Below are 23,879 nucleotides of genomic sequence, written 5' to 3'. Positions count from 1 at the left end.
GTGCTGAATGACCCTCGCTTTACGGCTGACGTTGAACTTACCATCCCGTTTCATGATGTCGACATGATGGGAGTGGTGTGGCACGGCAACTATTTTCGTTATTTTGAGATCGCCCGTGAGGCGCTGCTGAACCAGTTTGATTACGGTTACCGGCAAATGCAGGCGTCCGGGTATGTTTGGCCGGTTGTCGATACTCGGGTGAAATACCGCGATGTGCTGACATTTGAGCAGCGCATCCGCGTTCGCGCGCAGTTGGAAGAGTATGAAAACCGTTTGCGCATCGCTTACCAGATATTCGATGTCTTGACTGCGAAACGGACCACAACGGGTTACACCATTCAGGTTGCGGTAGAAGAGAAAAGCCGTGAAATGTGCTTCGTGAGTCCAGATATTTTGTTTGAACGCATGGGGGTGGCGCCATGAGACTTTTGCCTTTATGCCTGCTTTTGCTGGCGCCGTGGGTGCATGCCGTCACGCTGGATGAGCTTCAGCAACGTTTTACCGGGCAGCCGGTGATCCGGGCTCATTTCGCACAAACGCGTACGATTAAGGACATGCCTCAACCGCTTCGCTCACAGGGGGAAATGCTGCTTGCCCGCGATCAAGGGTTGTTGTGGGATCAAAAGAGTCCTTTCCCCATGCTGCTGATGCTAAACGATTTTCGTATGGTTCAACAGGTGAATGACCAGCCTCAACAGACGATTACCGCCGAAAATAATCCGCAGATGTTCCAGTTTAACCATCTGTTGCGCGGACTCTTTCAGGCCGATCGCAAGGCGCTGGAAAAGAATTTCCGCGTGGATTTTCAGGACAAGGGGGAGGGGCGTTGGGCTCTTCGCCTGACGCCGACAACCACGCCATTGGATAAAATTTTCTCCTCAATCGATTTGTCTGGTGAAACTTATCTGGAGTTTATTCAGCTCAATGATAAACAAGGCGATCGTACGGAAATCATACTTTCTCAACACCGACTGACCCCTGCGACGCTGACTGATGACGAACGCCAACGCTTTGCCGCCGACTAATTCCCGCCGCCACGCCCTGTTATGGGGATTGGTATGTTTGATGCTGCTTGCTGTGTTGTTGGCGCTGCTGCCGGGCGCACGTTTGAACAGCAGCGTGTTGGCGATGCTGCCCAAGCAGGCGCTGGGTTCCGCGCCGCTCGCGCTAAATGAAGGCTTTATGCAGCGCCTGGATAAACAGGTGGTGTGGTTGGTCAGCCCCGGTAAACAGCCAGATCCGCGAGTAGCAGAAACGTGGTTGGCGCAACTTCAACAGTCACCCACGTTGTCTGAAGTAAAAGGAAAGATGAACGTCGAAAGCCAGAAAGCCTGGGGAGCCTTTTTCTGGCAGCACCGTAACGGGCTTATCGATAGCGCCACCCGTATGCGTTTGCAAAATGGCGGTGAAGCGCAAGCGCAATGGGTTCTGTCACAGCTTTATTCCGCTTTTTCCGGCGTTAGCGGCAAAGAATTGCAGAACGATCCATTGATGCTGATGCGTGGCTCTCAGTTGGCGCTTGCGCAAAACGGCCAGCGACTGCGGCTGATGGATGGCTGGCTTGTCACTCAGGACGAGCAGCAAAACTACTGGTATTTGTTACATGGGGAGCTGGCGGGTGACTCCTTCGATATGCAACAGACCCATCGCTTGGTGGCGGAGCTCGCAGTACAGGAAGCGTCACTAAAGGCGCGCTATCCGCAGGCGCAGCTGCTTTCTCGGGGGACGGTGTTCTACAGCGATTACGCCAGCCAGCAAGCGAAGCGGGATATCTCCACCCTCGGCGTTGCCACGATCCTGGGCGTGATTTTGTTAATTATCGTGGTCTTTCGTTCATTGCGACCGTTGCTGTTGTGTCTGCTTTCTCTCAGCGTCGGGGCATTGGCGGGGACGGTGGCAACGTTGGTGCTGTATGGCGAACTGCATCTGATGACGCTGGTGATGAGCATGAGCATCATCGGGATTTCTGCCGATTATACGCTCTACTATCTGACAGAACGCATGGTGCATGGCGCAGTCATGTCGCCCTGGCAAAGCCTGACGAAGGTTGGCAAAGCGCTTTTGTTGGCATTGTTGACCACGGTGGCGGCCTATCTAATCATGATGTTGGCTCCTTTCCCTGGGATTCGCCAGATGGCCGTATTTGCCGCCACCGGACTTAGCGCATCGTGTCTGACCGTATTTTTCTGGCATCCCTGGTTGTGCCGCAGTCTGCCGGTGCGGCCGGTTCCGGCGATGGGGCTGATGTTGCGTTGGTTGGCGGCATGGAGACGCAATAAAGCGTTGCGTATAGGGTTGCCGACCGCCTTGGCATTGCTGTCATTGGCTGGGATTGCCACATTGCGCGTGAATGATGATATTTCCCAACTGCAGGCGTTGCCGTCTTCACTCCTGGCGCAGGAGAACCAGATTAGCCGATTGACCGGGCAAAGCGTCGATCAGAAATGGTTCGTGGTCTATGGCAATACCCCAGAACAGACGCTGCAGCGGTTGGAAACTTTCCTGCCTCATCTGGAGCGTGCTCAACGCGAGGGAATGATTAGCCAGTTCCGCGTGATCCCCCTTAATTCGCTGGCGCGCCAGCAGCAGGATTTACATCTGCTGCGTGAAGCGGCACCAACCGTGATCCGCGCGCTAAAAAATGCGGGGCTTGATATCGCCCCCCCCGATCTGAACGCGATGCCGGTTTCCGTGGCCGCGTGGCTTGAAAGTAGTGCCAGTGAAGGTTGGCGTTTGTTGTGGTTGACTCTGCCCAACGGCCAGAGTGGGGCGCTGGTTCCCGTCGATGGCGTAACGTCAGACAACCAATTGGGAGAGCTGGCGGACAAGCAGGCCGGTGTGGCATGGGTGGACCGCAAACAGTCGTTTGATTCGCTCTTCGCGCTCTACCGCGCCGTATTAACGGGGTTGTTAGGTATCGCGTTGGTTGTGATCGCCTGTGGCGCGATGGTTCGCCAAGGGTGGCGTAAAGGGCTTGTCAGTCTGATACCGTCCGTGTTGTCGCTGGGGTGCGGATTGGCTGTGCTCTCATTTTGCGGGTATAGCGTGAACCTATTCTCGCTGTTGGCATTAGTGCTGGTGCTGGGCATTGGCATCAATTACACACTGTTTTTCAGTAATCCTCAGGGTACGCCGCTGACTTCGCTGCTGGCCATTACGCTGGCTATGGTGACGACCTTGTTAACGCTTGGCATGTTGTTGTTCAGTGACACGCAGGCAATCAGCTGTTTCGGCATTGTTTTGGTCAGCGGAATTTTCGTCGCCTGGCTACTTTCACCACTGGCGATGCCAAATAAGAAAAGAGAAAAAAGATGATGGTACGTAATTTCTGGCGATTCGCCGCGTTGCTTGTTGTGATGGGGATAGCCGGCTGCAGCCATTCGGTTGCTCCGGGGAATGACGCGTTTCCACAGGCCTGGTTAGAGCCGGGCACCCGTGTGGTGTTGCCCGCGCCTGGTTTGTCACCGGCAATCGACAAGCAGCAACTGTTGACCGGTACTTTCAACGGCAAAAGCCAGTCGCTGTTGGTCATGTTGCATGCTGATGCGCATAAAATCACCCTCGCCGGACTTTCCTCTGTGGGAATTCGACTGTTTAAGCTCACCTATGATGAGAATGGGTTACACGCCGAGCAATCTATCATCGTTCCTCAATTACCTCCGGCGAGCCAGGTGTTGGCTGATGTCATGCTCAGTCTTTGGCCGCTTGAGACTTGGCGAGAGCGGCTGCCGAACGGCTGGACGATCGTCGATAAGGGTAATCAGCGCGAGCTGCGTAACGCCAGCGGCAAGCTGGTGACCGAGATCGTCTATCTTCAGCGTAATGGCCTGCGAGAGCCGATTAGCATTCAACAACATGCTTTTAAATACCAAATCACCATTCAATACCTGGGTGGCTAACATGATTTACATCTCTGCCGTCGGTATGATTAATGCGCTTGGGAATACTTTGGATGAGATAGCAGCAAACCTCGCTCGCGGCTCTGCGCCGGGTATGCGTCCGAGATTGGGATGGCTACAGGGGTACCCAGAAGCCGTGCTGGGCGGCGTTGAGGGAGAGTTACCCGTTATCCCTGCGTCGTTTTCCGCTCATCGTTCCCGTAATAATCAACTGTTGCTGGCCGCTCTGGAGCAGATCCAGCCCCAGGTTGATGAAGCCGTCGCCAGGTTTGGTCGCGATCGGATCGCCGTCGTGATGGGCACCAGCACCTCCGGGTTAAACGAAGGCGATGAGCATGTACAGTTGACGCTCAACGGCGAAGTTAGCCCACGTTGGCAATATCCTCAGCAGGAGCTCGGCGATCCGTCGCGATTTCTCAGCCGCTGGTTACGGGTCGATGGCCCGGCATTTACGCTTTCGACCGCTTGTTCCTCCAGCGCCCGAGCCATTATCAGCGGGCGGCGGCTGATAGAAGCGGGACTTGCCGACGTCGCCATTGTTGGCGGTGCCGATACGTTGAGCAGAATGCCGATCAACGGTTTTCACAGCCTTGAGTCGCTGTCGCCTCAGCTTTGCCAGCCGTTCGCCCAAAACCGTTGCGGCATCACTATCGGTGAAGGCGCTGCACTCATGGTGCTGACCCGCGAGCCTCAGCCTCTGGTTCTGTTGGGGGCGGGGGAATCCAGCGACGCTTGGCATATATCAGCACCGCATCCTCAGGGCGAGGGGGCCATTCGCGCCATTGAACAAGCCTTGGCAGAAGCGGATATCGAGGCGAAACAGGTGGGTTACATTAATCTGCATGGCACCGCGACACGGCTTAACGACCAAATCGAATCCCGCGTGGTGCATTCGCTGTTTGGTGAACAGGTACCCTGCAGTTCGACCAAGCATTTAACCGGCCACACTCTGGGGGCTGCGGGGATCACGGAGGCGGCTATCAGCGCGCTGATTTTACTGCGCAATTTACCTTTGCCCGCCCAAGACTTCAGCGCTTCGCCAGCGGACCCCGCGCTCCCCGCTTGCGGCATCATGCATACCAGTCAACCGTTGGCTCGACCGATAATCCTCTCTAATTCTTTCGCCTTTGGCGGAAATAACGCCAGCATTCTATTGGGGAAAGATGTATGAACGAATATTTGCCGCCGTCGGAGTATCTGCCTCATGCTGAGCCGATGATGTTACTGGATGAGGTCGTCAACGTGACGGAAAACGATGTTCACTGCCAGGTCAGTGTGCATCTTGACGGGGTGTTGGGACCCTTTATCGATGCTCAGGGCAATCTGCCGGGATGGTTTGCGCTGGAGTTGATGGCGCAAACGGTGGGGGTTTGGTCCGGCTGGCATCGCCGTCAAACGGGGTTGCATGAAATTTCATTGGGTATGGTGCTTGGCGCCCGTGAGTTAACCTGTGCGGCCGGGCATCTACCCGGCAATGCGACGTTGAATGTTCAAGCCAGGTTGCTGATGCAGGACGAACGTTTCGGCAGCTTTGACTGCACCATTACCGTAGGGCAAGAGTGCCTGGCATCTGGCCGTGTGAATACTTTCCAACCCACGTCAGAAGAGTTGACATCGCTTTTTAATCAGGGAGAGACCGCATGAGTCGTTCAGTTCTGGTCACCGGGGCTAGTAAGGGTATTGGGGGCGCGATTGCTCGTCAGCTCGCCGCCGATGGTTTTATCGTCGGCGTCCATTATCACCGAGATCAGGCCGGCGCCCAGGAAACCCTCGCAGCCATTGAGCAGTCTGGGGGGCAAGGTCGCCTGCTGAACTTTGACGTAAGTGAACGTGACCAGTGCCGTGAGGTGTTGGAAAAGGATATGGCTGCCCACGGCGCCTGGTACGGTGTGGTCTGCAATGCAGGCATCGCCCGGGATGGTGCGTTCCCCGCGCTTAGCGAGAACGATTGGGACAGCGTGATCCACACCAATCTCGATGGTTTTTATAACGTCATTCATCCCTGCATCATGCCGATGATCGGCGCGCGCCGAGGTGGCCGAATCATTACGTTGTCGTCGGTATCGGGAATGATGGGCAATCGCGGTCAGGTCAATTATAGCGCCGCTAAAGCGGGGATCATTGGCGCCACCAAAGCATTGGCCATTGAGCTTGCGAAGCGCAAAATCACCGTGAACTGCATTGCTCCGGGCTTGATCGACACGGGGATGATCGAAATGGAAGATGCCGCATTGAAAGAAGCGATGGCGATCATTCCAATGAAGCGCATGGGCCAGACGGATGAAGTCGCAGGCCTGGCGAGCTATTTAATGTCCGATATTGCGGGCTACGTCACCCGCCAGGTCATTTCCATCAACGGAGGAATGCTATGACTTGTCGTGTCGTCATCACCGGTATGGGCGGCGTAACCGCCTTTGGGGAACGGTGGCAGGATGTTTCCTTGCGTCTGTTGGCATATGAAAATGCGGTGCGGACAATGCCCGAGTGGCAGGTTTATGATGGATTGCATACCTTACTGGGCGCTCCAATCGATGATTTCGTCCTGCCTGAGCATTACACCCGAAAGCGCATTCGCGCAATGGGGCGAGTCTCGCTCCTTTCCACTCGCGCTACAGAACTGGCATTGGAACAAGCGGGGCTGATTGGCGATCCGGTACTGACTAACGGCCAAACCGGCATCGCCTACGGCTCTTCGACGGGAAGCACAGGCCCCGTGAGCGAATTCGCCACTATGCTCACTGAAAAACATACCAACAACATCACCGGTACCACCTATGTGCAGATGATGCCACATACCACAGCGGTTAATACCGGTCTGTTTTTCGGCCTGCGCGGTCGAGTGATCCCGACCTCCAGCGCATGCACCTCCGGGAGCCAGGCGATTGGCTATGCCTGGGAGGCTATTCGTCACGGTTATCAGAGGGTTATGGTTGCGGGTGGCGCAGAAGAGCTTTGCCCTTCGGAGGCCGCGGTGTTCGATACACTATTCGCTACGAGCCAGCGTAACGATAGCCCTAAAAGCACACCGTCCCCTTTCGATCGACAGCGTGATGGCCTGGTGATTGGCGAAGGTGCCGGGACCTTGGTCCTGGAAGAGTTGGAACATGCAAAAGCGCGCGGCGCCGCTATCTACGGTGAGATTGTAGGTTTTGCCACCAATTGCGATGCGGCGCATATCACTCAACCGCAGCGTGAAACGATGCAAATATGCATGGAGCAGGCGTTGAAGATAGCTGGCTTGAATGTGCGGGACATCGGCTATATCTCCGCTCATGGCACCGCCACTGACCGAGGGGATATCGCTGAAAGCCAGGCTACGGCAGCTATTTTCGGCGGCCAAACGCCGATTTCATCGCTGAAAAGCTATTTTGGCCATACGCTGGGAGCTTGCGGTGCGCTGGAAGCCTGGATGAGTTTGCAAATGATGCGCGAAGGCTGGTTTGCGCCAACGCTTAACCTTCATCAGCCGGATGAGCAGTGTGGTGAGCTGGATTATATTATGGGGGAAAGCCGGCGCATCGATTGTGAATACTTACAGAGCAATAACTTCGCGTTTGGCGGCATCAATACATCCATCATTATCAAACGTTGGGTTTAAGTCGACACGGCGGGAGCAATAAAATTGGTTCCCGCCATTCCAACCATCATAGGTTTACCTGAACCGCGCATCCCGCGCAAACAGGAAAGCGGCCTCCCGCAGGCGAGCGTCGGCTTCCGCCTGAGCCCCCTGATAGCGCAAGATCATGATCAGCGTAGCGTAGACGTTGGCATCGATGCGGCGCTGTAGATAGGCGTTGGCCCACTGCCGATAGCCGGTCAACAGGGCATCATCACGCGTTTGGTTATAGACCAGCAGCGCGTGAGATTGCTCGTCGAACGTTTTACGCTCCCGGTAGATCCAGGCGGCGGCCGGCGGCATCTGCTCAATGCTGTCGATGGTGGCCAGCATGGTGCGCTCCGATTGGGTGAGCGCCATGCGCCCTTGCCAGGCGAAGACCGCCATCACCAGTACGCCGATGGCCGCCATCGCCACCGGCAGGCTCAGGGCTTTGGCGAACGGCAGCGGGCGCGGCTCGCCGGTTTGGCCGTCCAGCAGCGCCAGCAACAGCAGAAACACCAGCCAGTGTGGTGTAGACAGATAGAAAGGGTATTCCAACTGGGTGTGCATCAGCATCGGCAGCAGCACCAGGAACAGGCCGACGCGGGCACCGGCCGGTTGCTCGCGATCCCGTTGCCAGGCGCGTTTCAGCAGCAGCGCGCCGGCGACGAGGACGATAACGATACCCGCCAGCGCTGGCAGGCCGCCCTCAACCCACCACAGCAGGATTTCATTGTGCGGATGCCCGGCGACTTCCAGCACTTCTCGCCAGGGCATTGCCTGTAGGCGGAAGTGCGCGAAGCTGTATTCAAAGCCGCCGTAGCCCCAGCCCAGCTGCGGTTTGGCCAGGATCATGGCGCCGACGTCATGCAGCATGGTGAGGCGCGCACTATTGGAAAGCTCCCGACCGATCAGACCCGCGCGGCCATCCAGGCCGAAACCGGTGAACAACACCGTGGTGCCGATCGCCACGCCCAGCAACAGCGCGCCGCCCGCCCAGCGGCTTGCGGCCGGGCGCTGGCGGGCAAAGCGCCACAGCAGCAGCGCCGCCGCCAGGGTGCCGCCCAGCCAGGCGGCGCGCGACTGGATCAGCACCAGCAGAGCGGAGAAAGCGACCAGCAGCGCGAGCAGCGGGAGTTGCCGCCGCTGTGTCGGCGCAGAGAGGGGGGCAAGCAGCAGCCAGAGCGCCAAAGCCAGCCCGGTGGCGATAAAGCTGCCGAGCACGTTCGGTTGCTGAAAGACGCCGTAGACCCGGCTGCCGTTAGGAGATACCCAGGCCAGAGCAGGGGCGAACAGCTGTAGCGCCGCCAACAGCGCCTGAACGCCGACGGCGAACAGCAGGCCGAACAGCAACAGGTCGCGCTGCCGGGCGGTGAGGCGCAGCTGTAGGCAAGCGACATAGAACAGCCAGCCACCGAGCAAACCGGCGCAGCGCCACAGGGCATCTTCGCGCCACTCGGGGCGGGTATACAGCAGCGGCAACGCCAGCACGGCGATGCCGAGCAGCAACAGCCGTGCGGTGGGGGTAAGTGAAAGACGGGCACGGCCAACACAAACGGTGGCGGTCACGAGCAGCGTGGTCAGCGCCATAGCGCTCCAGGCCAGAATATTTTGCGGCAGCGCCAGGCCGCCGCCGCCCATGTTGGGATGATAGACCGGCAGAATCACCGCCATCCAAATCAGCAGCAGGGGCAGCACGGCAATGGTCGCTGCGTTAGCGGGAGATTTATCGGCCATGGTTAACCTGCCAAGGCCTGATAGCGTTTATTGAAAGCATATTTTAATTATTCCCTATCCTTTACTTTGGTGTTTAAATTCGCTGAATCTTCAATGATTAAAATATTTTATGGGAATTGAAAAGGCTTCATGTTGAAGCGATAAATAATTTTTCCCTGTGAGCGTGGTGCGAATCATATAAAAAGGTAAGCCGTATTTCAGTTGCCTGCAAAGGGTGCCTTATTTGTTTGAAAAAAGCAGGGTTGTCATTTTCTCAAATTCATCTTGCTCCAGTCAATTTTTAATATTTTGTTTTATTTTTGTATTTAAATCAATTCGTTGAAGTTTTATTGTGCGTAATGAAATGCCGTGTTTGCGACAGCGAGCTTCTGGGTCGGCAGGCGATGTAGCCAATGAGGTAAGCATTTTCTTGTTAAATCGTTGTTGCCAATGGTGGTGCGGTAGGTGTGGTTTTATTTATCGCCGTTCATTATTTTATTTCATATTTTCTTTATCACGTCTTTTTTTATTTTTATTAAGACTCTTCTTGTTCTTATGATTTTTTTTAAGTTTTTTTAAAGTAAATTTTTTTAAGATTGTTCTGTGCCTATGGAAATAACGGAGCGATGGTCTGCCTATCCCTGTTGCCGTGATGCCAGACGGACTAACGCGCTTGTAAAAGCGCGTTAGTTCATGCTGCACCGCTCTCACTCCACTTCGCCAATCCGCTCCAGCGCATCTACCACCAGATCCCAGAATTTATCCTGATCCAGTTTGACCGCGACCTGGGTGTGGCAGTCCGGCGGCGGCGGCGCGCGGAAGTCCGCGACCGTCATGCCCAGCGTCAGGGTGCCGGTCAGTTCGATATCCACCGGCGCTTTGCGTACCGTCATCACGCTCGGATCGATTACGTAGGCGACGGCGCAAGGATCGTGTACCGGTGGGGCGCTGAAGCCCTGCGCCTGCTGGTACATACGGCCAAAGAATGCCAGCAGTTCGCCGACGAAGGTGGCCGGCCGGGTGCCGAGGGCGGCGATGCGCTCGCAGACTGCCGGCGTGGCCAAAGCCTGGTGAGTGAGATCCAGCCCGACCATGGTCAGCGGCCATTTTTCGTTAAACACGATGTGCGCCGCCTCGGGATCGATTTTGATATTGAACTCCGCTACCGCGCTCCAGTTGCCCACATGATAGCCGCCGCCCATCAGCACCACTTCCTTGACCCGTTCGGCAATGCGCGGCTCTTTACGCACCGCCATGGCGATATTGGTCAGGCCGCCGGTCGGCACCAGCGTCACGCTGCCGGGTGGATGGGCCATCACGGTCTCGATGATCAGATCTACCGCATGGCGCGAGTCCAGCTGCAGGTGGGGTTCCGGCAGCACCGGGCCATCGAGGCCGGAATCGCCGTGAATGTCGGGCGCCACTTCGATATTGCGCACCAGCGGACGTGGGCAGCCGGCGGCGAAGGGCACGCCGGTGATATTGGCGATGCGCGCCACCGCCAGCGCGTTGCGCGTCACTTTGTCCAACGTCTGGTTACCCACCACGGTGGTGACCGCCAGCAGGTCGATCTGCGGATTGCCCCAGGCCAGCAACAGGGCGATGGCGTCGTCATGCCCCGGGTCACAGTCCAGTATGATTTTTTTCATGGTTATTCCTGATGCAGGGAGAGGTTCCCGCAGCATAACGCAGCGCGGCGGCGTGGGATAATGCCGATGGTGCTTTTGTTAACGGCATCAAAGCCTTGCCACTTTTACGATGTAATGAAACGTAAATCCTGCTCGCCGGGCTTTACCCTGGAGTTTGCTCCAGGGTTTACAGTGAGCTTCAGCGTTAATGCACAGAGGAGAGGCGGGATGAGCTTACTGAAAAGGTTGTTGGGGCAGGGCGGTATTAACGGCGGTCATCAGCGCGCGGGTCACCGCGGCGGGCATCATGGCAACCGCTATAACCAGCATGGCGAGCCGGGGCCGCAGTGCCCGAAATGCCAGGCGGTGAATAAATCGGACGCACGTTATTGCCATCGCTGCGGCCAGCCGTTTGCCGCGCTGAGCGCCACCTGCGGCCAGTGCGCCGCGCCGCTGCCGCCGGGCAGCCGCTTTTGCTCGCAGTGTGGCGGCGGTGTGCCATGAACCGGGGCGGTTGGACACTCGCGCTGCTGCTGGGCACCATGGCGCTATGGACGCTGCTGGCCTGGGGCGTGGCCGGCGTGCTGACCTGGCTCCCGGCGTTGGCGGACGCAGCCGGCAGTGCATCGTTGCCGGTGAGCGGTGTGCTGAGTTTGGTACCGCAGACGGTGCTGGATGCCTGGCTGCCGTGGCTGAAACAGCTGGGCAGCGGTCTGGCGAGCTATTTTCCTCTGCTGCTGAACTGGGCGGGCTACGCCGTCTGGCTGCTGTGGGGCCTCGGCATGCTGGCTCTGATACTGCTGGGCGCGCTGGCGCACCGCTATTTGAGCGCCGCTCAGCGATAACCCTGATAGACCGCCGCCACGCGTTCGAAATAGTCGGTTAGGTAGTTGATGCATACCTGCACCTTAAGCGGCAGTTTGTCCTTCTCGGTATAGAGCGCATAGATCGGCCGCGGATCCGAATGGTAGCTTTTGAACAGGATCTCGATCTCGCCGCGGTTGATCTCTTCGATCACCCACATCAGCGGGGCGTAGGCGATGCCGGCGCCGTTTTTCAGCCAACGGATCATGGTGGAAGAGTCGTTGGTGACGAAGCGCCCCTGCGGTGAAATGCGCGTGGTGATGCCCTCCGGCGACATCAGTTCAAATTCGCTGTCGGGCCGCACGCTGTACTCCAGCCAGGAAAAGTTGACCATGTCGCTCGGCTTCTGCGGCGTGCCGTGCTGGCTGAGGTAGCTTTTGGCGGCGCACACCACCATCGGCATCTGCCCCAGGCGGCGGGAGAACAGGCTGGAGTCCTGCAGCGCGCCGGTGCGGATCACCAGATCCAATCCGTCGGTGATCAGATCCGGCGCCGGAATGCCGGTCACCAGGTTGACCGTCAGGCCCGGGTACTCTTTCATCATCTCGGCGGTCATGTTCGCCAGCACGTTTTGCGCCATGGTGGATGAGCTGCCGATGCGCAGCGTGCCGGCGGGGGTATTGTTAAACGCATACAGTTGCTCATGCACTTCGCTGACTTCGTGCAGCATGCGCCGGCAGCCCTGATAGTAGATTTTGCCGGCCTCGGTCAGGCCGATGCTGCGCGTGCTGCGGTTCAACAGCTTGACCTGCAGCTCATTTTCCAGTTTCGAGACGGTTTGGCTGATCGATGAAACGCTCATGTCGAGTTGGCGCGCGGCCGCGGTAAACGACCCGAACTCAACCACTTTGGCGAATACCGACATCCGTTTTAATCTTTCCATTATTCACTCTGGCTTAAAAGTGATTTAGATCACAGATTGTTGATGCCTTGATAGTAAGCAGGCTAATATAACGTGGTCGGGTGAATAGACCTTACCAACGTGCGAGAGCGATCGGCGACGTAATCCTGCCGCTCCTCCGGCACCCTCGCAATCCCTGTCGTGGACGTCTGCCCCAAAGTTTAACCTTTTTTCGGGTTCGTGACCTGGACAAGCTGTCTGGTCAAGATTTGTGGCGCGCGCACGCTAAAATGTAAAGAGAATGTGAATGGCGAGATGTGTCTTTCCCCGGCGCAGTGAACAATAAGGAAAAATTGATGAGTTTGCTTCCGGTTATGGTCATCTTCGGACTGTCGTTTCCGCCGGTGTTTTTCGAGCTGCTGGTGTCGCTGGCGCTGTTTTTTCTCTTGCGCCGCCTGCTGCAGCCGACGGGGATTTACGATTTTGTCTGGCATCCGGCGCTGTTTAATACCGCGCTGTATTGCTGCTTGTTTTATCTGATTTCATGTCTTTTTGTTTGAGGTCGCTGTGAAAAATTTTTCGATAAAAATAACCCGAATCGCGATCACTTTGATTCTTGTGCTGCTGGGCATCGTTGCGGTGTTCAAGGCCTGGGTGTTCTACACCGAGTCGCCGTGGACGCGTGACGCCAAGTTCACCGCCGACGTGGTGGCGATCGCGCCGGACGTCAGTGGCCTGCTGACCGACGTGCCGGTGGTGGACAACCAACTGGTGAAGAAAGGGCAGGTGCTGTTCGTGGTCGATCGGCCGCGCTATGAGCAGGCGCTGGCGGAGGCCGGTGCCGACGTCGCCTACTATCAAACGCTGGCGGCGGAAAAACGGCGTGAGGCCGGCCGCCGCGTGAAGTTGGGCGTGCAGGCGATGTCGCAGGAAGAAATCGACCAGTCGAACAACTCGCTGCAGACCGTGCAGCACCAGCTGGCGAAGGCCGTGGCGGCGCGTGAGCTGGCGCAGCTGGATCTGGAGCGCACCACGGTGCGTGCCCCGGCCGATGGCTGGATCACCAACCTCAACGTCCACGCCGGCGAATACATCACCCGCGGCTCGGTGGCGGTGGCGCTGGTGAAGAAAGACTCCTTCTACATCCTGGCCTATCTGGAAGAAACCAAGCTGACCGGCCTGAATAAGGGCGACCGCGCGGAGATCACCCCGCTCGGCAGCAATCGCATCATGCATGGCACCGTCGACAGCGTGGCGGCGGCGGTAAACAACAGCAGCAGCACGGTTAACAACAAAGGATTGGCCTCGATCGACAGCAACCTGGAGTGGGTGCGCCTGGCGCAGCGCGTGCCGGTGAAGATCCTGCTGGACGCCAAGGACCAACAGCATCCGTACCCGGCCGGTACCACCGCCACCGTGGTGATCGTCGGCAAGAACGATCGCAATGCCGACAGCGGCTCGCCTTTTGTGCGCCTGATGCACCGGCTGCGTGAGTTCGGCTAATGAGTAGCCCAACCTTTATCCGGCTGAGATTTGCCTTCAAACTCAGCTTCGCGATTGTGTTTGCGCTGTTCGTCGGCTTCCATCTCAACCTGGAAACTCCGCGCTGGTCGGCGATGACCGCCGCCATCGTCGCCGCCGGCCCGGCCTTTGCCGCCGGCGGTGAACCCTTCTCCGGCGCCATCCGCCACCGCGGTTGGCTGCGCATCATCGGCACCTTTATCGGGTGCTTCGTCGGCCTGCTCATTATCATCACCACCGCCCGCGCGCCGGTGGTGATGCTGCTGCTGTGCTGCATCTGGGCCGGTTTCTGCACCTGGCTCTCTTCGCTGATCAAGGTGGAGAACTCCTATGCCTGGGGGCTGGCCGGGTATACCGCGCTGATCATCATCGTGACGGTTGCCACCAGCGAGTCTCATCTGCTGGAAGCGCCGCAGTTCGCCATCGAGCGTTGCAGCGAGATCGTGCTGGGCATCGTCAGCGCCGTGTTGGCGGATCTGCTGTTCTCGCCGCGTTCGATCAAGCAGGACATCGATCGGGCGGTGGATCAGTTGCTGGTGGATCAATACCGGCTGATGCAGATGTGCATCAGCAACGCCGACAAAGAGGATATTGACCGCGCCTGGAGCAATCTGGTCAAGAGCACTACGGCGCTGGATGGCATGCGCAACAACCTGATGATGGAGTCCTCGCGCTGGCAGAAGGTCAACCGCCGGGTAAAAGCGCTGCATACCCTGTCGCTGACGCTGATCACCCAGGCTTGCGAAACCTATCTGATCCTGCTGAATCACCCGGATGCGCTGCAAGCGAGCCTGCGGGAGCAACTGATGGTGCCGGCGGAAAACCCGCAGGAGATCCACAAGCGCATGAAGCTGTTGCGCCAGGTGCTGACCACGCATCGCTCCGAGGAAACGCTGCCGACCCTCACCGGCTGGGTCGGCGCGGCGACGCGCTACCTGCTGCTGTCGAAGGGCGTACACACCAACGGCAGCATCAGCGCGGTGGAAGAGGGCGTGTTGAGCACTGAAACCGTGGTCAAGCCGACCTCGGCGGAAGGGCATCACGCGATGATCAACGGCCTGCGCACCTTTGTGGCGACGGCGTTCGGCAGCCTGCTGTGGCTGTGGACCGGCTGGACGTCCGGCAGCGGTTTTATGGTGATCATCGCGGTGATCACCTCGCTGGCGATGCGCACCCCGGCGCCGCGCATGGTGGCGATGGATTTCGTGCTGGGCATGCTGGCGGCGATCCCGGTCGGTTCCCTGTTCTTCATGGTGATCCTGCCGGCGACGCAGCAGAGCATTTTGCTGCTGTGTCTCAGCCTCGGCCTGCTGGCGTTTTTCATCGGCATCGAGGTGCAGAAGCGGCGGCTCGGTTCGCTGGGGCTGTTGGCGGGGACGATCAACATTCTGGTGCTGAGCAACCCGATGGAGTTCAACGTCACCCAGTTTCTCGACGGGGCGCTCGGTCAGTTCCTCGGCAGCTGCGTCGGGCTGATGGTGCTGCTGCTGATCCGCGACAATTCGCGCGAGCGCACCGGCCGCACGTTGCTCAACCAGTTCGTCAGCAGCGCGGTGTCGGCGCTGACCACCAAGGCGGCGCGCCGTCGGCAAAACCACCTGCCTGCGCTGTATCAGCAGCTTAACCAGCTGCTGATGATGTTTCCGAACGACATCGCCAAATATCGCCTGGCGCTGAACCTGATCATCGCCCACCAGCGCATGCAGCGGGCGGAAATTCCGGTCAGCGAAGAGCTGTCGGCCTTCCACCGCCAGATCCGCAGCACCGCCGATCGGGTGGTTTCCGCCAAGAACGACGTCAAGCGCGCCTATTACTACGATCGCTTGCTGGGTGAGATGAATGAGTACCAGCAGAAGCTGGTGGACAATCAGGCGCCGCTCAGCGTCACCGGGCCGGTGAAACGCCTGGCCGACATGCTGCATCGCTATCGCCACGCCTTGATCGATTGATGCGTTCCCGTCTGTTGCGCCGCGTTGCGCAGCGCCTTCCCCGACTATACTGAAAGCAGCGCCTGGTACGGCGGGCCGTCTCATAAGAGGCGGCCCGTTTTCAGAGAGACTCCGAGTGCCAGAACGGCTGGAAAGTGGCATCATTGTCATGAATGGATGAAACTCTCGCCGCCGCGAAAACGTGACGTGCCGGTCATATTAGTTTCATCCAGGTCGACTATATACCTAACTAGCCTGGGGGAGCTGCGGCGCCTTCGGCGGCATAATTTCAGGGAATGCCATGAACAAGCGGATTCTGTTGGCGATTGTCATCGCCGTGGTCATCGCCGTCTTCAGCGCGCTGCGCGGCAACGAGCACCGGGCGATTGGCGGCAACCCGGCGGTGGTGCAGGCGCCGGCGGGGCAGCAGCAGAGCATCGATCGGCTTACGCAGCAGCAAACGGTGGTGAGTTACCTGCAGCAGCATCAGCGGCTGCCGGACTATTACGTCACCAAGAAGCAGGCGCGCGAGCAGGGTTGGGACCCGCGTTCAGGCAACCTCTGTGCGGTATTGCCGGGCAAGGCGATTGGCGGCGATCGATTCTCTAACCGTGAAGGGCAACTGCCGAGCGCCGGCGGCCGAGTCTGGCGCGAAGCGGACATCAATTACCAGTGTGGCCGGCGCGGCGCCGATCGCCTGCTGTATTCGAGCGACGGTCTGATCTTCGTCACGCGCGACCATTACAAAAACTTCATTCGTGTGGAGTGAGTTTGATGGCAAAAGTAGAGTTTGATTTTGAACAGATCCAGGATGTGCCGACCTTCTACCGCGATTTCGCGCACAAGTTTGCGCTGGACGAGGGGTTCGGCGCCAACCTCGACGCGCTGTGGGACGTGGTGACCGGCGATATCGGCCTGCCGGTGGAAATCGAGTTCACTCACCTGAATGCCCGCAGCAAGCGTCGTTTCGGCGCGATCATTCTGCTGTTTGAAGAGGCGGAAGAAGAGCTGGAAGGCAGCCTGCGCTTCAATATCCGCGAAAGCAGCGGCGAGCCGGCCCATCACCGGGGATGAAACGGCTTCATCCCGGGATGGCGGCGGCGCTTAGTCGGCCGCTTCGGCCAGCTCGCGCAGGTATTGGAAGATCTGGCGGTAAGCCTTAGGCGGCTTGTTGGCGGCCTTCTCTTTCTGCGCGTTGCGCACCAGTGAACGCAGCTGTTGGCGATCGGCGGCCGGATACAGATCCAGGATCGATGGAATCACGTCATCGCCTTCTTCGACCAGACGGTCGCGCAGCGCTTCCAGTTTATGGAACAGCGAAACCTGCTGGTTATGGCGGTTTTTCAGCTTGTCGAGCGCGGTCTGGATCGGCTCGATATCGCGGGCGCGCAGCATCTTGCCGATCAGCTGCAGCTGACGGCGACGGCCCTCTTTCTTGATCTTCTGCGCCAGCTCGATGGCGGCGCGCAGATCTTCGTCCAACGGAATGCGGTCCAGCGCGTTTTTGCCCAGATCGACCATTTCGGCCCCCAGGTCTTTCAGCGCTTCGGCATCACGTTTAATCTCACTTTTACTGACCCAGATAATCTCGTCATCGTCCTCGTTTTCATTCTCCGGGACATCGTCGAGCCAGTCTTCAGGCTGTTTGTTCATGGTAGGCTCCGTTAAAAAGAGGCTAATCCTAACAGGTTGCCGGCTTTATGCGAAATTCAACGCGGTTCCTGTTAGACTCAACGGCAGAGATCTCAGGATTTTTGCGCGCCGCCCCGCGTGCACAACTACGCCGCTCCGGCACTTTTCTCAACGATTTTCTGATTAATTATGGCAGATTGATGAAAGTAGTCACCCAAGTTGCAGAACAGCGCAAGGCGCTGGAACAGGCCGTTTCTCAGGCGCTGGAGCTGGCCCGCGCCGGTTCCGACGCGGCGGAAGTCGCGGTCACCAAATCGACCGGCATCAGCGTCAGCACCCGCTTCGGCGAGGTGGAAAACGTCGAGTTCAACAGCGATGGCGCGCTGGGCATCACCGTGTATCACCGTCAGCGCAAAGGCAGCGCCTCTTCCACCGATCTCAGCCCGGACGCCATCGCCCGCACCGTGCAGGCGGCGCTGGACATCGCGCGCTACACCTCAGAAGATCCCTGCGCCGGCCCGGCGGAGAAAGATCTGCTGGCGTTCGAGGCGCCGGATCTCGATCTGTTCCACCCGACCGAGCTGGACGCCGAGCGCGGCATCGAGCTGGCGGCGCGCGCCGAGCAGGCTTCGCTGGCGGCGGACAAGCGCATTACCAACACCGAAGGCGGCAGCTTCAACAGCCATTATGGCATCAAGGTGTTCGGCAACAGTCACGGCATGCTGCAAAGCTACTGTTCCAGCCGCCACTCGCTGTCCAGCTGCGTCATTGCGGAGCAGGACGGTGACATGGAGCGGGATTACGCTTACACCATCGGCCGTGCGATGGGCGATCTGCAAAGCCCTGAGTGGGTGGGGCAGGAGTGCGCCCGCCGCACGCTGGCGCGTCTCGCGCCGCGCAAACTGTCGACCATGAAGGCGCCGGTGCTGTTCGCCTCCGAGGTCGCCACCGGGCTGTTCGGCCATCTGGTGGGCGCCATCAGCGGCAGCAGCGTTTACCGAAAATCCACTTTCCTGCTGGACTCGCTCGGCAAGCAGATTCTGCCGGAGTGGCTGACCGTCGAAGAGCATCCGCACCTGCTGAAAGGGCTGGCATCGACGCCGTTCGACAGCGAGGGCGTGCGCACCCAGCGGCGCGATATCGTCAAGGATGGCGTGCTGCAAACCTGGCTGATGACCAGCTACTCGGCGCGCAAGCTGGGCCTGCACAGCACCGGCCATGCCGGCGGCATCCATAACTGGCGCATTGCAGGGCAGGGCGCGGACTTCGCCGGCATGTTGAAACAGCTTGGCACCGGCCTGGTGGTCACCGAGCTGATGGGCCAGGGCGTCAGCGGCGTCACCGGCGATTACTCGCGCGGCGCCGCCGGTTTCTGGGTAGAAAACGGCGAGATCCAATATCCGGTCAGCGAGATCACCATCGCCGGCAACCTGAAAGACATGCTGCGCAACATCGTCAGCGTCGGCAGCGATATCGAAACCCGCAGCAATATCCAGTGCGGGTCGGTGCTGCTGCCAGAAATGAAGATCGCCGGCCAGTGATCCCCTGCGCGGCCGGCGCCCGCCGGTCGCGCGTTATCCCGTCTTAACCTTGCTTACAAATCTCCGGTTTCGGTTTTGCCCGGCCTTGCCTATGGTAACGGTGGGTTAATTAAAACAATAACTGGAAGGTGAGCAAACATGCAGAATACCCTGAAAGCGCTGGCGGCGTTGACGCTGCTGGCAGCCAGTTCGCTGGCGGCCGCCGCCGATCTGGGCGACGATATGGACACCCTGGCGGAAAACTACAAAACGGTGCTGAATACCGATTCGGCCGCTACCCTCACACAGAGCCTGCAAAACATGCGCGCCGCCGCGCAGGATGCCAAGCAGGGCACCCCGCCGAAGCTGGAAGACAAAGCCACCGACAGCCCGGAGATGAAAGATTTCCGCAGCGGGTTGGATACCCTGATCGGCCAGATCGATCAGGCGCTGGCGCTGGCCAACCAGGGCAAAGTCGCCGAAGCGAAGCAGCTGGCGCAGGGCTTCAAGCAAACCCGCGACGCCAACCACAAGAAATTCCGCTAATCCGTCAACCGTCGCGCCCGTCTTCCGTCAGATAGGAGGAGGGCGCCTGCCCCAGCACGCGGCGAAACATGGTTGAAAACGCCGCGCTGCTGTCATATCCCATCTCCATCGCCACCTGCGTTACGCTGCGCCCTTCGGCCAGCAGCGCCAACGCCAGCACCACGCAGGCGCGCTGGCGCCATTGTGAAAACGGCAGGCCGGTCTGCGCGCGAAAGAAGCGGCTGAAGGTGCGAATGCTCATGTACAGCCGAGGGGCCCATCGCTGCGCGGAATCATGGGCGTCGGGGTGCTGCAAAAAGGCGTGGCACAGTTCGCCCAGCCGATGATCGGCGGGCAGCGGGATGTGCAACGGCAAGGGTTGCAACCGGGCCAGCTCATGCAGCAGCAGCGTTGCCAGCGCTCCGTCGCGCCCCTCTTGTTCATACTCCAGCGGCATATCCACCGCCGCCATCAACAGCTGGCGCATCAGCGGCGTGACGCTGACCACCTGGCATACCTGCGGCCGTTCGGCGGGCAACGCGCCGGGTTCGAGGTACAGGCTGCGGGTGGTGACGCCGACCATTCTCACCGCGTGTGGCATCTGCGGCGGCAGCCAGACCGCATGCTGCGGCGGGACGACCCAATTGCCTTGCTGGGTGAAAACGTGCATGACGCCGGTGGCGCCGTACAGCAACTGCGCGCGCCGGTGGCTGTGCATCGGCAGCAGGTGGCCCGGTGGATAATCGGTGCCGATGGCGATCACCGCGCGCGTTACGTGGTCGATGTCATCAATGCGGACGTTGCGCATGTGTTCCCTTTGGCGGGCAGATTGGCCGAAACGCAATGATAGTTGGCCTTTCATATAAAGCAAGCCAACGGCCGCCGCCCTACTATCGGGGCAGAAAAATAATGCTTGTTCGGGGCACCGCTATTTTATCGGTCATGAAGCCCGTGCGAGTTTTCACACCAGGATGGGACGAAGGTTTTCGTTCTCGCAATACAAGAAGTTAATAAGGAATAAAGCGTCTTTTTATTCTAACACCTGAAGCAATAGTTCTTAGCGCAGTTCAATGACTATAAGGTGATATTTCATGTATAAGTTCGGTGTGGTTGGCGGCGGAGCCGCCGGGATCGCTTTTGCGTATAACTTTATAAAAAATAAGTCGGTTAATCATTGCAAAAGGCCGCTTTCCCTGACGGTGTTCGACAAACAGGGCTTCAAGGGCGGTATGGCATACAGCAGCGATTTTGACAGTCATATATTAAATATGACGCCGGAAAACATGTCGGCGGATATTTTCGACGATACGCACTTCGTTGATTGGATCGCCATGCATTTCCCGCAGTTTTGCCAGGATCGTTATCCGCCGCGCTGGCTGTATCGGGAATATCTCGATTTTATTCGCGACATGACGATTTATATGGCGGCGGACAGTAACGTAGCGCTGAATTTCGTGACCGCCGAAGTGAATGCCATCGCGCCGCTAGAAGCCGGCTACCGGCTGACCACCACCTGTGGCGGCGCCGAACAGATGAATGCGCTGGTGCTGTGTTCGGGGCACAACCCGCCGGAATGTCTCTATCCGGTGGATGGCGTGATCGCTTATCAGGCCCACCAGGATCTGCCGCCGATCAACCCATACTCGACCATCGGCGTGATCGGCTGCAGCCTGACGGCGATTGATGCCATCGTTGAGCTGATGGAACGCCTGGGGGCGACCGACATCTGCGCCCTGTCGCGCTCGGGCCTGTTCCCCAGCGTGCAGCCGGCGCTGATGCGTCCGCCGCCGGAGGCGTTTGTTGAGGCGCTGCGGCGCTTTGTCGCCGGCAGCGATTTTATTGACGCGCAACAGCTGGTGCATGCGATCAATGCTGCGCTGGCGCGCCACTATCCAGGGCCGGAGCGGCTGACGGTGTTCTCAGCGCTGGGGGAAAGACGCGATTGCTACCGCGATCTGGCGGACAGCCTCGATCGCGCGCGTTTTGCCCGGGAGCATATTTGCAGCTATCTGGCGGCGATCCACCCGGCGGTGTGCGCCGCCTGGGTCAAGATGGATGCCAACAACCGGCAGGTTTTCATGCGTTTTTACAACTCCTCCTGGATGCGCAATCGGCACGCCATGCCGATCAAGAACGCCCACAAGATCGTGGCGGCGCTGGAGAGCCAGCGCTTGCGCGCCTGCGGCGGCCTGGCGGATATCAGTAAGGGGACGGACGGGTTTATCCTTCGTTGCCATGAGACGCGGGTGCACGCGCAGTATCTGTTCAACTGCACCACGCCTTCTTATCAACTGCCGCCCAACCGCCTGAGCCATCAACTGCTGCAAGACGGACTGGTGCAGGAGAACCTGTTCGGCGGCGTGAAGTGCAACCCGCACACGCTGAAAATCGCCGACCGACGCGGCCGTGAACAGCACCTCTACTCGCTCGGCGCGCCCGCCAAGGGCGACCTGTTTTACACCTCGGCGATGGAGTCCATCACGCGGGATATCAGCAAGATCGTGTTTAACAACCCTATTTTCAACGCAAAGAAGGCTGAAGTATGAAAAACGTAGCGCTCTTTGTCGGCAACGACATTTTCTCCTGGCTGGTGTGCCAGGATCTGATCGCCGCCCTGAAAGGTGAGTGTGCCTTTACGGTGTATTTCCCCTTGGCGAAAAGCGCCGGGCACACGCAGGAGCCGGCGGTTCGCCGCCTGGGGCTGTATGAGCGCGAAGTGCTGAACGATTTCGTGTTTCCGTTCGTGGGCCGCAACGCCGCCGCCTGCGCGGGCGTCTATCAGCCGCCGGCCCTGTTCCTGGCCGCCGCCGGGGTCAAAGCGCATCGCGTTCTCGACATCAATGACGCTGCGTTTATCAGCAGCCTGGGGCATATGGATGGGGTGATCTCCCTGCGCTGTTATCAGAAATTTTCCGCCGACTATGTGCGCGCCTTCAGCCGACGCGGCAAGCTGCTGTGGAACCTGCATCCGGGGGATTTGCCGCGCTATCGCGGGGTGATGACGTTGTTCCGCGCGATGATGAACGGTGACAGAGACTGTGCGGTAACGCTGCATGAAATGGATGAGCACTGGGACGCCGGCCCAGTGCTCGCCCGCCTGCCCGCCGAGCTGCGTCACGATCTGTCGTTCCTGGAAAACATGATGCTGTTGGGCGTGCAAAGCGGCACCTTCCTGGCGCGTCAGCTGATGCGGGCGGAGCGCAGCGAAGCGATAGCGGCGGAAAAGCAGGGCGATTCGCGCTACTGGGGCTTCCCGGACGCGCAGACGCTGGCGCAGGCAGAACAGGCGGGCATTGAGCTGGTGGACCATGACGCCGTGCGCGAGCAGTATCTGGCGCTGTTCGTCGGCGATCGCTTCCACCCGCTGGCGGGGCAGTTCTGCGCCGGGTTCGACGACTTCGTGCGGGCGCACGGCCATGATTGAAACCTTGATTGTACTGGGTGCCGGTTTTCTGACCGGCATCACCACCATTCTGTTCGGCTTCGGCGGCGGCTTTGTGGTGGTGCCTTTCGTCTATCACTTGATCTCCGCGTCGGGCGAGCAGCCCGGCCAGGCGATGCATATCGCGGTGGCGACCTCGACGGCGGTGATGATCCTCAACGCGAGTTACGCCACGCTGACCAACTGGCGCAGCGGCAACCTGCTGCGCGAAACCATCGTGCCGCTGATCTTTTTCATCGGCATCGGCGCGGCGCTGGGCGCGTTCGCCTCTTCGCTGCTGGCGGACGGCGTGATCCGCGGGCTGTTTGTGGTCTATATGGCAGTGACCATCGCCGACTGTCTGTTCCGCCGGGGTTTCCTGGTCAAACCGGCGCGCGCCGAATTGTCCCCCGTTACGCTGTGGGGCGGCGGGCCGCTGATCGGCGGCATCGCGACCCTGCTGGGGGTGGGCGGCAGCGTGATGACCGTGCCGCTGCTGCGTCGTCATGGCTATGACATGAAATATTGCGTCAGCGCCGCCAACCCGCTGTCGATCCCGGTGGCGGTGATCGGGGCGCTGATGTATATCGTGTTGGGGTGGCGCGAGATGAGCGGGCCGCAGTATCTGGGCTACGTCAATCTGAACATTCTGGGGTTGCTGGTGGTCGCGGGGATTGCGGGGATCGTGTTTGCCCGGCGCTGTTTGCCTAAGGTGAGCGATGCGCTGCATGCCAAAATCTACGTGCTGCTGCTGATCGCCGTGCTGATCGCTATCTGCGTCTGAGA

General features: G+C 59.0%; 25 protein-coding genes. 20 read left to right on the top strand and 5 right to left on the bottom strand.

Going from position 1 to position 23,879, the window contains the following annotated elements; genetic code table 11:
- From ACYF6X_RS21770 to ACYF6X_RS21735, 8 genes are read left to right on the top strand one after another with little or no spacing between them, the layout of a single operon-like run.
- Entirely contained in the window at positions 1-423 is a 423-nt protein-coding gene (locus ACYF6X_RS21770) for an acyl-CoA thioesterase (RefSeq protein ID WP_025304404.1), read from the top strand.
- Positions 420-1,025 carry an outer membrane lipoprotein carrier protein LolA gene (locus ACYF6X_RS21765; RefSeq protein ID WP_063988572.1) on the top strand — a complete coding sequence of 202 codons (606 nt, stop codon included), beginning with the start codon at positions 420-422 and terminating at the stop codon, positions 1,023-1,025. The genes ACYF6X_RS21770 and ACYF6X_RS21765 overlap by 4 nt, the downstream gene beginning before the upstream one ends.
- Positions 994-3,315 (top strand): MMPL family transporter, encoded by a 2,322-nt coding sequence (locus ACYF6X_RS21760; RefSeq protein ID WP_130017714.1) that lies wholly within the window; start codon positions 994-996, stop codon positions 3,313-3,315. The genes ACYF6X_RS21765 and ACYF6X_RS21760 overlap by 32 nt, the downstream gene beginning before the upstream one ends.
- A complete protein-coding gene (locus ACYF6X_RS21755) occupies positions 3,312-3,899 on the top strand; it encodes a DUF3261 domain-containing protein (protein WP_063988574.1) in 588 nt (195 codons plus the stop codon). The genes ACYF6X_RS21760 and ACYF6X_RS21755 overlap by 4 nt, the downstream gene beginning before the upstream one ends.
- Before the next feature lies 1 nt (position 3,900).
- Positions 3,901-5,070 carry a beta-ketoacyl-[acyl-carrier-protein] synthase family protein gene (locus ACYF6X_RS21750; RefSeq protein WP_130017715.1) on the top strand — a complete coding sequence of 390 codons (1,170 nt, stop codon included), beginning with the start codon at positions 3,901-3,903 and terminating at the stop codon, positions 5,068-5,070.
- Complete coding sequence (locus tag ACYF6X_RS21745) at positions 5,067-5,543, top strand: ApeP family dehydratase (RefSeq protein WP_063988576.1); 477 nt, start codon at positions 5,067-5,069, stop codon at positions 5,541-5,543. The genes ACYF6X_RS21750 and ACYF6X_RS21745 overlap by 4 nt, the downstream gene beginning before the upstream one ends.
- Entirely contained in the window at positions 5,540-6,271 is a 732-nt protein-coding gene (locus ACYF6X_RS21740) for a 3-ketoacyl-ACP reductase FabG2 (RefSeq protein WP_130017716.1), read from the top strand. The genes ACYF6X_RS21745 and ACYF6X_RS21740 overlap by 4 nt, the downstream gene beginning before the upstream one ends.
- Complete coding sequence (locus tag ACYF6X_RS21735; protein WP_063988578.1) at positions 6,268-7,497, top strand: beta-ketoacyl-ACP synthase; 1,230 nt, start codon at positions 6,268-6,270, stop codon at positions 7,495-7,497. The genes ACYF6X_RS21740 and ACYF6X_RS21735 overlap by 4 nt, the downstream gene beginning before the upstream one ends.
- 54 nt (positions 7,498-7,551) lie before the next feature.
- Here the strand turns inward: ACYF6X_RS21735 and ACYF6X_RS21730 are convergent, their stop codons facing one another.
- Positions 7,552-9,234, bottom strand: coding sequence for a PglL family O-oligosaccharyltransferase (locus ACYF6X_RS21730; RefSeq protein ID WP_130017717.1), 1,683 nt, complete (start codon positions 9,232-9,234; stop codon positions 7,552-7,554).
- A gap of 686 nt (positions 9,235-9,920) precedes the next feature.
- Positions 9,921-10,862: a uridine-preferring nucleoside hydrolase UriH gene (gene uriH / locus ACYF6X_RS21725; RefSeq protein ID WP_063988580.1), complete on the bottom strand. Its 942-nt coding sequence runs from the start codon at positions 10,860-10,862 to the stop codon at positions 9,921-9,923.
- Between the two features lie 207 nt (positions 10,863-11,069).
- Here uriH and ACYF6X_RS21720 point away from each other — a divergent pair, with 207 nt between their 5' ends.
- Positions 11,070-11,345: a zinc ribbon domain-containing protein gene (locus ACYF6X_RS21720; RefSeq protein WP_063988581.1), complete on the top strand. Its 276-nt coding sequence runs from the start codon at positions 11,070-11,072 to the stop codon at positions 11,343-11,345.
- Positions 11,342-11,686 (top strand): hypothetical protein, encoded by a 345-nt coding sequence (locus ACYF6X_RS21715; RefSeq protein WP_107227092.1) that lies wholly within the window; start codon positions 11,342-11,344, stop codon positions 11,684-11,686. The genes ACYF6X_RS21720 and ACYF6X_RS21715 overlap by 4 nt, the downstream gene beginning before the upstream one ends.
- Here ACYF6X_RS21715 and aaeR read toward each other — a convergent pair.
- A complete protein-coding gene (gene aaeR / locus ACYF6X_RS21710; protein ID WP_063988583.1) occupies positions 11,677-12,588 on the bottom strand; it encodes an HTH-type transcriptional activator AaeR in 912 nt (303 codons plus the stop codon). The two genes, ACYF6X_RS21715 and aaeR, sit on opposite strands and share 10 nt — an antisense overlap.
- Positions 12,589-12,902: 314 nt before the next feature.
- On the opposite strand from aaeR, the gene aaeX reads away from it, so the two are divergent.
- From aaeX to ACYF6X_RS21685, 5 genes are all read left to right on the top strand, one after another.
- Positions 12,903-13,106: a p-hydroxybenzoic acid efflux pump operon protein AaeX gene (gene aaeX, locus ACYF6X_RS21705; RefSeq protein WP_004936952.1), complete on the top strand. Its 204-nt coding sequence runs from the start codon at positions 12,903-12,905 to the stop codon at positions 13,104-13,106.
- A gap of 7 nt (positions 13,107-13,113) precedes the next feature.
- On the top strand, positions 13,114-14,049 hold the full coding sequence (gene aaeA, locus ACYF6X_RS21700) for a p-hydroxybenzoic acid efflux pump subunit AaeA (protein ID WP_063988584.1): 936 nt from the start codon (positions 13,114-13,116) through the stop codon (positions 14,047-14,049).
- Entirely contained in the window at positions 14,049-16,016 is a 1,968-nt protein-coding gene (gene aaeB / locus ACYF6X_RS21695) for a p-hydroxybenzoic acid efflux pump subunit AaeB (protein WP_063988585.1), read from the top strand. Before aaeA ends, aaeB begins: the two co-directional genes overlap by 1 nt.
- Positions 16,017-16,296: 280 nt before the next feature.
- Complete coding sequence (locus ACYF6X_RS21690; RefSeq protein WP_063988586.1) at positions 16,297-16,764, top strand: ribonuclease; 468 nt, start codon at positions 16,297-16,299, stop codon at positions 16,762-16,764.
- Positions 16,765-16,769: 5 nt separating this feature from the next.
- On the top strand, positions 16,770-17,069 hold the full coding sequence (locus tag ACYF6X_RS21685; RefSeq protein WP_004936963.1) for a barstar family protein: 300 nt from the start codon (positions 16,770-16,772) through the stop codon (positions 17,067-17,069).
- 30 nt (positions 17,070-17,099) lie between these two features.
- Here the strand turns inward: ACYF6X_RS21685 and yjgA are convergent, their stop codons facing one another.
- On the bottom strand, positions 17,100-17,648 hold the full coding sequence (gene yjgA / locus ACYF6X_RS21680; RefSeq protein ID WP_004936968.1) for a ribosome biogenesis factor YjgA: 549 nt from the start codon (positions 17,646-17,648) through the stop codon (positions 17,100-17,102).
- A 179-nt stretch (positions 17,649-17,827) separates the two neighbouring features.
- On the opposite strand from yjgA, the gene pmbA reads away from it, so the two are divergent.
- Both pmbA and cybC read left to right on the top strand, forming a co-directional pair.
- Complete coding sequence (gene pmbA, locus ACYF6X_RS21675; RefSeq protein WP_063988587.1) at positions 17,828-19,168, top strand: metalloprotease PmbA; 1,341 nt, start codon at positions 17,828-17,830, stop codon at positions 19,166-19,168.
- A 138-nt stretch (positions 19,169-19,306) separates the two neighbouring features.
- Positions 19,307-19,693, top strand: a complete 387-nt coding sequence (gene cybC / locus ACYF6X_RS21670) for a cytochrome b562 (RefSeq protein WP_130017718.1) — start codon at positions 19,307-19,309, stop codon at positions 19,691-19,693.
- A 4-nt stretch (positions 19,694-19,697) separates the two neighbouring features.
- Here cybC and ACYF6X_RS21665 read toward each other — a convergent pair whose 3' ends face one another.
- Positions 19,698-20,480 carry an AraC family transcriptional regulator gene (locus tag ACYF6X_RS21665; RefSeq protein WP_130017719.1) on the bottom strand — a complete coding sequence of 261 codons (783 nt, stop codon included), beginning with the start codon at positions 20,478-20,480 and terminating at the stop codon, positions 19,698-19,700.
- 283 nt (positions 20,481-20,763) lie between these two features.
- Between ACYF6X_RS21665 and ACYF6X_RS21660 the strand changes: the two genes are divergently transcribed.
- Genes ACYF6X_RS21660 through ACYF6X_RS21650 form a run of 3 tightly spaced genes read left to right on the top strand, consistent with a single transcriptional unit; the run spans position 20,764 to position 23,877 of the window.
- Positions 20,764-22,218 (top strand): FAD/NAD(P)-binding protein, encoded by a 1,455-nt coding sequence (locus ACYF6X_RS21660; RefSeq protein ID WP_063988589.1) that lies wholly within the window; start codon positions 20,764-20,766, stop codon positions 22,216-22,218.
- Positions 22,215-23,096 (top strand): formyltransferase family protein, encoded by an 882-nt coding sequence (locus tag ACYF6X_RS21655; protein WP_063988590.1) that lies wholly within the window; start codon positions 22,215-22,217, stop codon positions 23,094-23,096. The genes ACYF6X_RS21660 and ACYF6X_RS21655 overlap by 4 nt, the downstream gene beginning before the upstream one ends.
- A complete protein-coding gene (locus ACYF6X_RS21650) occupies positions 23,089-23,877 on the top strand; it encodes a sulfite exporter TauE/SafE family protein (RefSeq protein WP_063988591.1) in 789 nt (262 codons plus the stop codon). Before ACYF6X_RS21655 ends, ACYF6X_RS21650 begins: the two co-directional genes overlap by 8 nt.
- Positions 23,878-23,879: the final 2 nt, after the last annotated feature.

It is taken from the genome of Serratia sp. ID 25-353 (assembly GCF_054792795.1).
The sequence above is the reverse complement of the archived record's forward strand: the minus strand, read 5'-3'. Positions and strand labels throughout refer to the sequence as shown.

What these genes read in the sequence shown, in the direction of transcription:
- ACYF6X_RS21765 (WP_063988572.1), top strand. Translation starts at nt 420, where the DNA reads ATGAGACTTTTGCCTTTATGCCTGCTTTTGCTGGCGCCGTGGGTGCAT.
- ACYF6X_RS21760 (WP_130017714.1), top strand. Translation starts at nt 994, where the DNA reads ATGACGAACGCCAACGCTTTGCCGCCGACTAATTCCCGCCGCCACGCC.
- ACYF6X_RS21755 (WP_063988574.1), top strand. Translation starts at nt 3,312, where the DNA reads ATGATGGTACGTAATTTCTGGCGATTCGCCGCGTTGCTTGTTGTGATG.
- ACYF6X_RS21750 (WP_130017715.1), top strand. Translation starts at nt 3,901, where the DNA reads ATGATTTACATCTCTGCCGTCGGTATGATTAATGCGCTTGGGAATACT.
- ACYF6X_RS21745 (WP_063988576.1), top strand. Translation starts at nt 5,067, where the DNA reads ATGAACGAATATTTGCCGCCGTCGGAGTATCTGCCTCATGCTGAGCCG.
- ACYF6X_RS21740 (WP_130017716.1), top strand. Translation starts at nt 5,540, where the DNA reads ATGAGTCGTTCAGTTCTGGTCACCGGGGCTAGTAAGGGTATTGGGGGC.
- ACYF6X_RS21735 (WP_063988578.1), top strand. Translation starts at nt 6,268, where the DNA reads ATGACTTGTCGTGTCGTCATCACCGGTATGGGCGGCGTAACCGCCTTT.
- ACYF6X_RS21730 (WP_130017717.1), bottom strand. Translation starts at nt 9,234, where the DNA reads ATGGCCGATAAATCTCCCGCTAACGCAGCGACCATTGCCGTGCTGCCC.
- uriH (WP_063988580.1), bottom strand. Translation starts at nt 10,862, where the DNA reads ATGAAAAAAATCATACTGGACTGTGACCCGGGGCATGACGACGCCATC.
- ACYF6X_RS21720 (WP_063988581.1), top strand. Translation starts at nt 11,070, where the DNA reads ATGAGCTTACTGAAAAGGTTGTTGGGGCAGGGCGGTATTAACGGCGGT.
- ACYF6X_RS21715 (WP_107227092.1), top strand. Translation starts at nt 11,342, where the DNA reads ATGAACCGGGGCGGTTGGACACTCGCGCTGCTGCTGGGCACCATGGCG.
- aaeR (WP_063988583.1), bottom strand. Translation starts at nt 12,588, where the DNA reads ATGGAAAGATTAAAACGGATGTCGGTATTCGCCAAAGTGGTTGAGTTC.
- aaeX (WP_004936952.1), top strand. Translation starts at nt 12,903, where the DNA reads ATGAGTTTGCTTCCGGTTATGGTCATCTTCGGACTGTCGTTTCCGCCG.
- aaeB (WP_063988585.1), top strand. Translation starts at nt 14,049, where the DNA reads ATGAGTAGCCCAACCTTTATCCGGCTGAGATTTGCCTTCAAACTCAGC.
- ACYF6X_RS21690 (WP_063988586.1), top strand. Translation starts at nt 16,297, where the DNA reads ATGAACAAGCGGATTCTGTTGGCGATTGTCATCGCCGTGGTCATCGCC.
- ACYF6X_RS21685 (WP_004936963.1), top strand. Translation starts at nt 16,770, where the DNA reads ATGGCAAAAGTAGAGTTTGATTTTGAACAGATCCAGGATGTGCCGACC.
- yjgA (WP_004936968.1), bottom strand. Translation starts at nt 17,648, where the DNA reads ATGAACAAACAGCCTGAAGACTGGCTCGACGATGTCCCGGAGAATGAA.
- pmbA (WP_063988587.1), top strand. Translation starts at nt 17,828, where the DNA reads ATGAAAGTAGTCACCCAAGTTGCAGAACAGCGCAAGGCGCTGGAACAG.
- cybC (WP_130017718.1), top strand. Translation starts at nt 19,307, where the DNA reads ATGCAGAATACCCTGAAAGCGCTGGCGGCGTTGACGCTGCTGGCAGCC.
- ACYF6X_RS21665 (WP_130017719.1), bottom strand. Translation starts at nt 20,480, where the DNA reads ATGCGCAACGTCCGCATTGATGACATCGACCACGTAACGCGCGCGGTG.
- ACYF6X_RS21660 (WP_063988589.1), top strand. Translation starts at nt 20,764, where the DNA reads ATGTATAAGTTCGGTGTGGTTGGCGGCGGAGCCGCCGGGATCGCTTTT.
- ACYF6X_RS21655 (WP_063988590.1), top strand. Translation starts at nt 22,215, where the DNA reads ATGAAAAACGTAGCGCTCTTTGTCGGCAACGACATTTTCTCCTGGCTG.
- ACYF6X_RS21650 (WP_063988591.1), top strand. Translation starts at nt 23,089, where the DNA reads ATGATTGAAACCTTGATTGTACTGGGTGCCGGTTTTCTGACCGGCATC.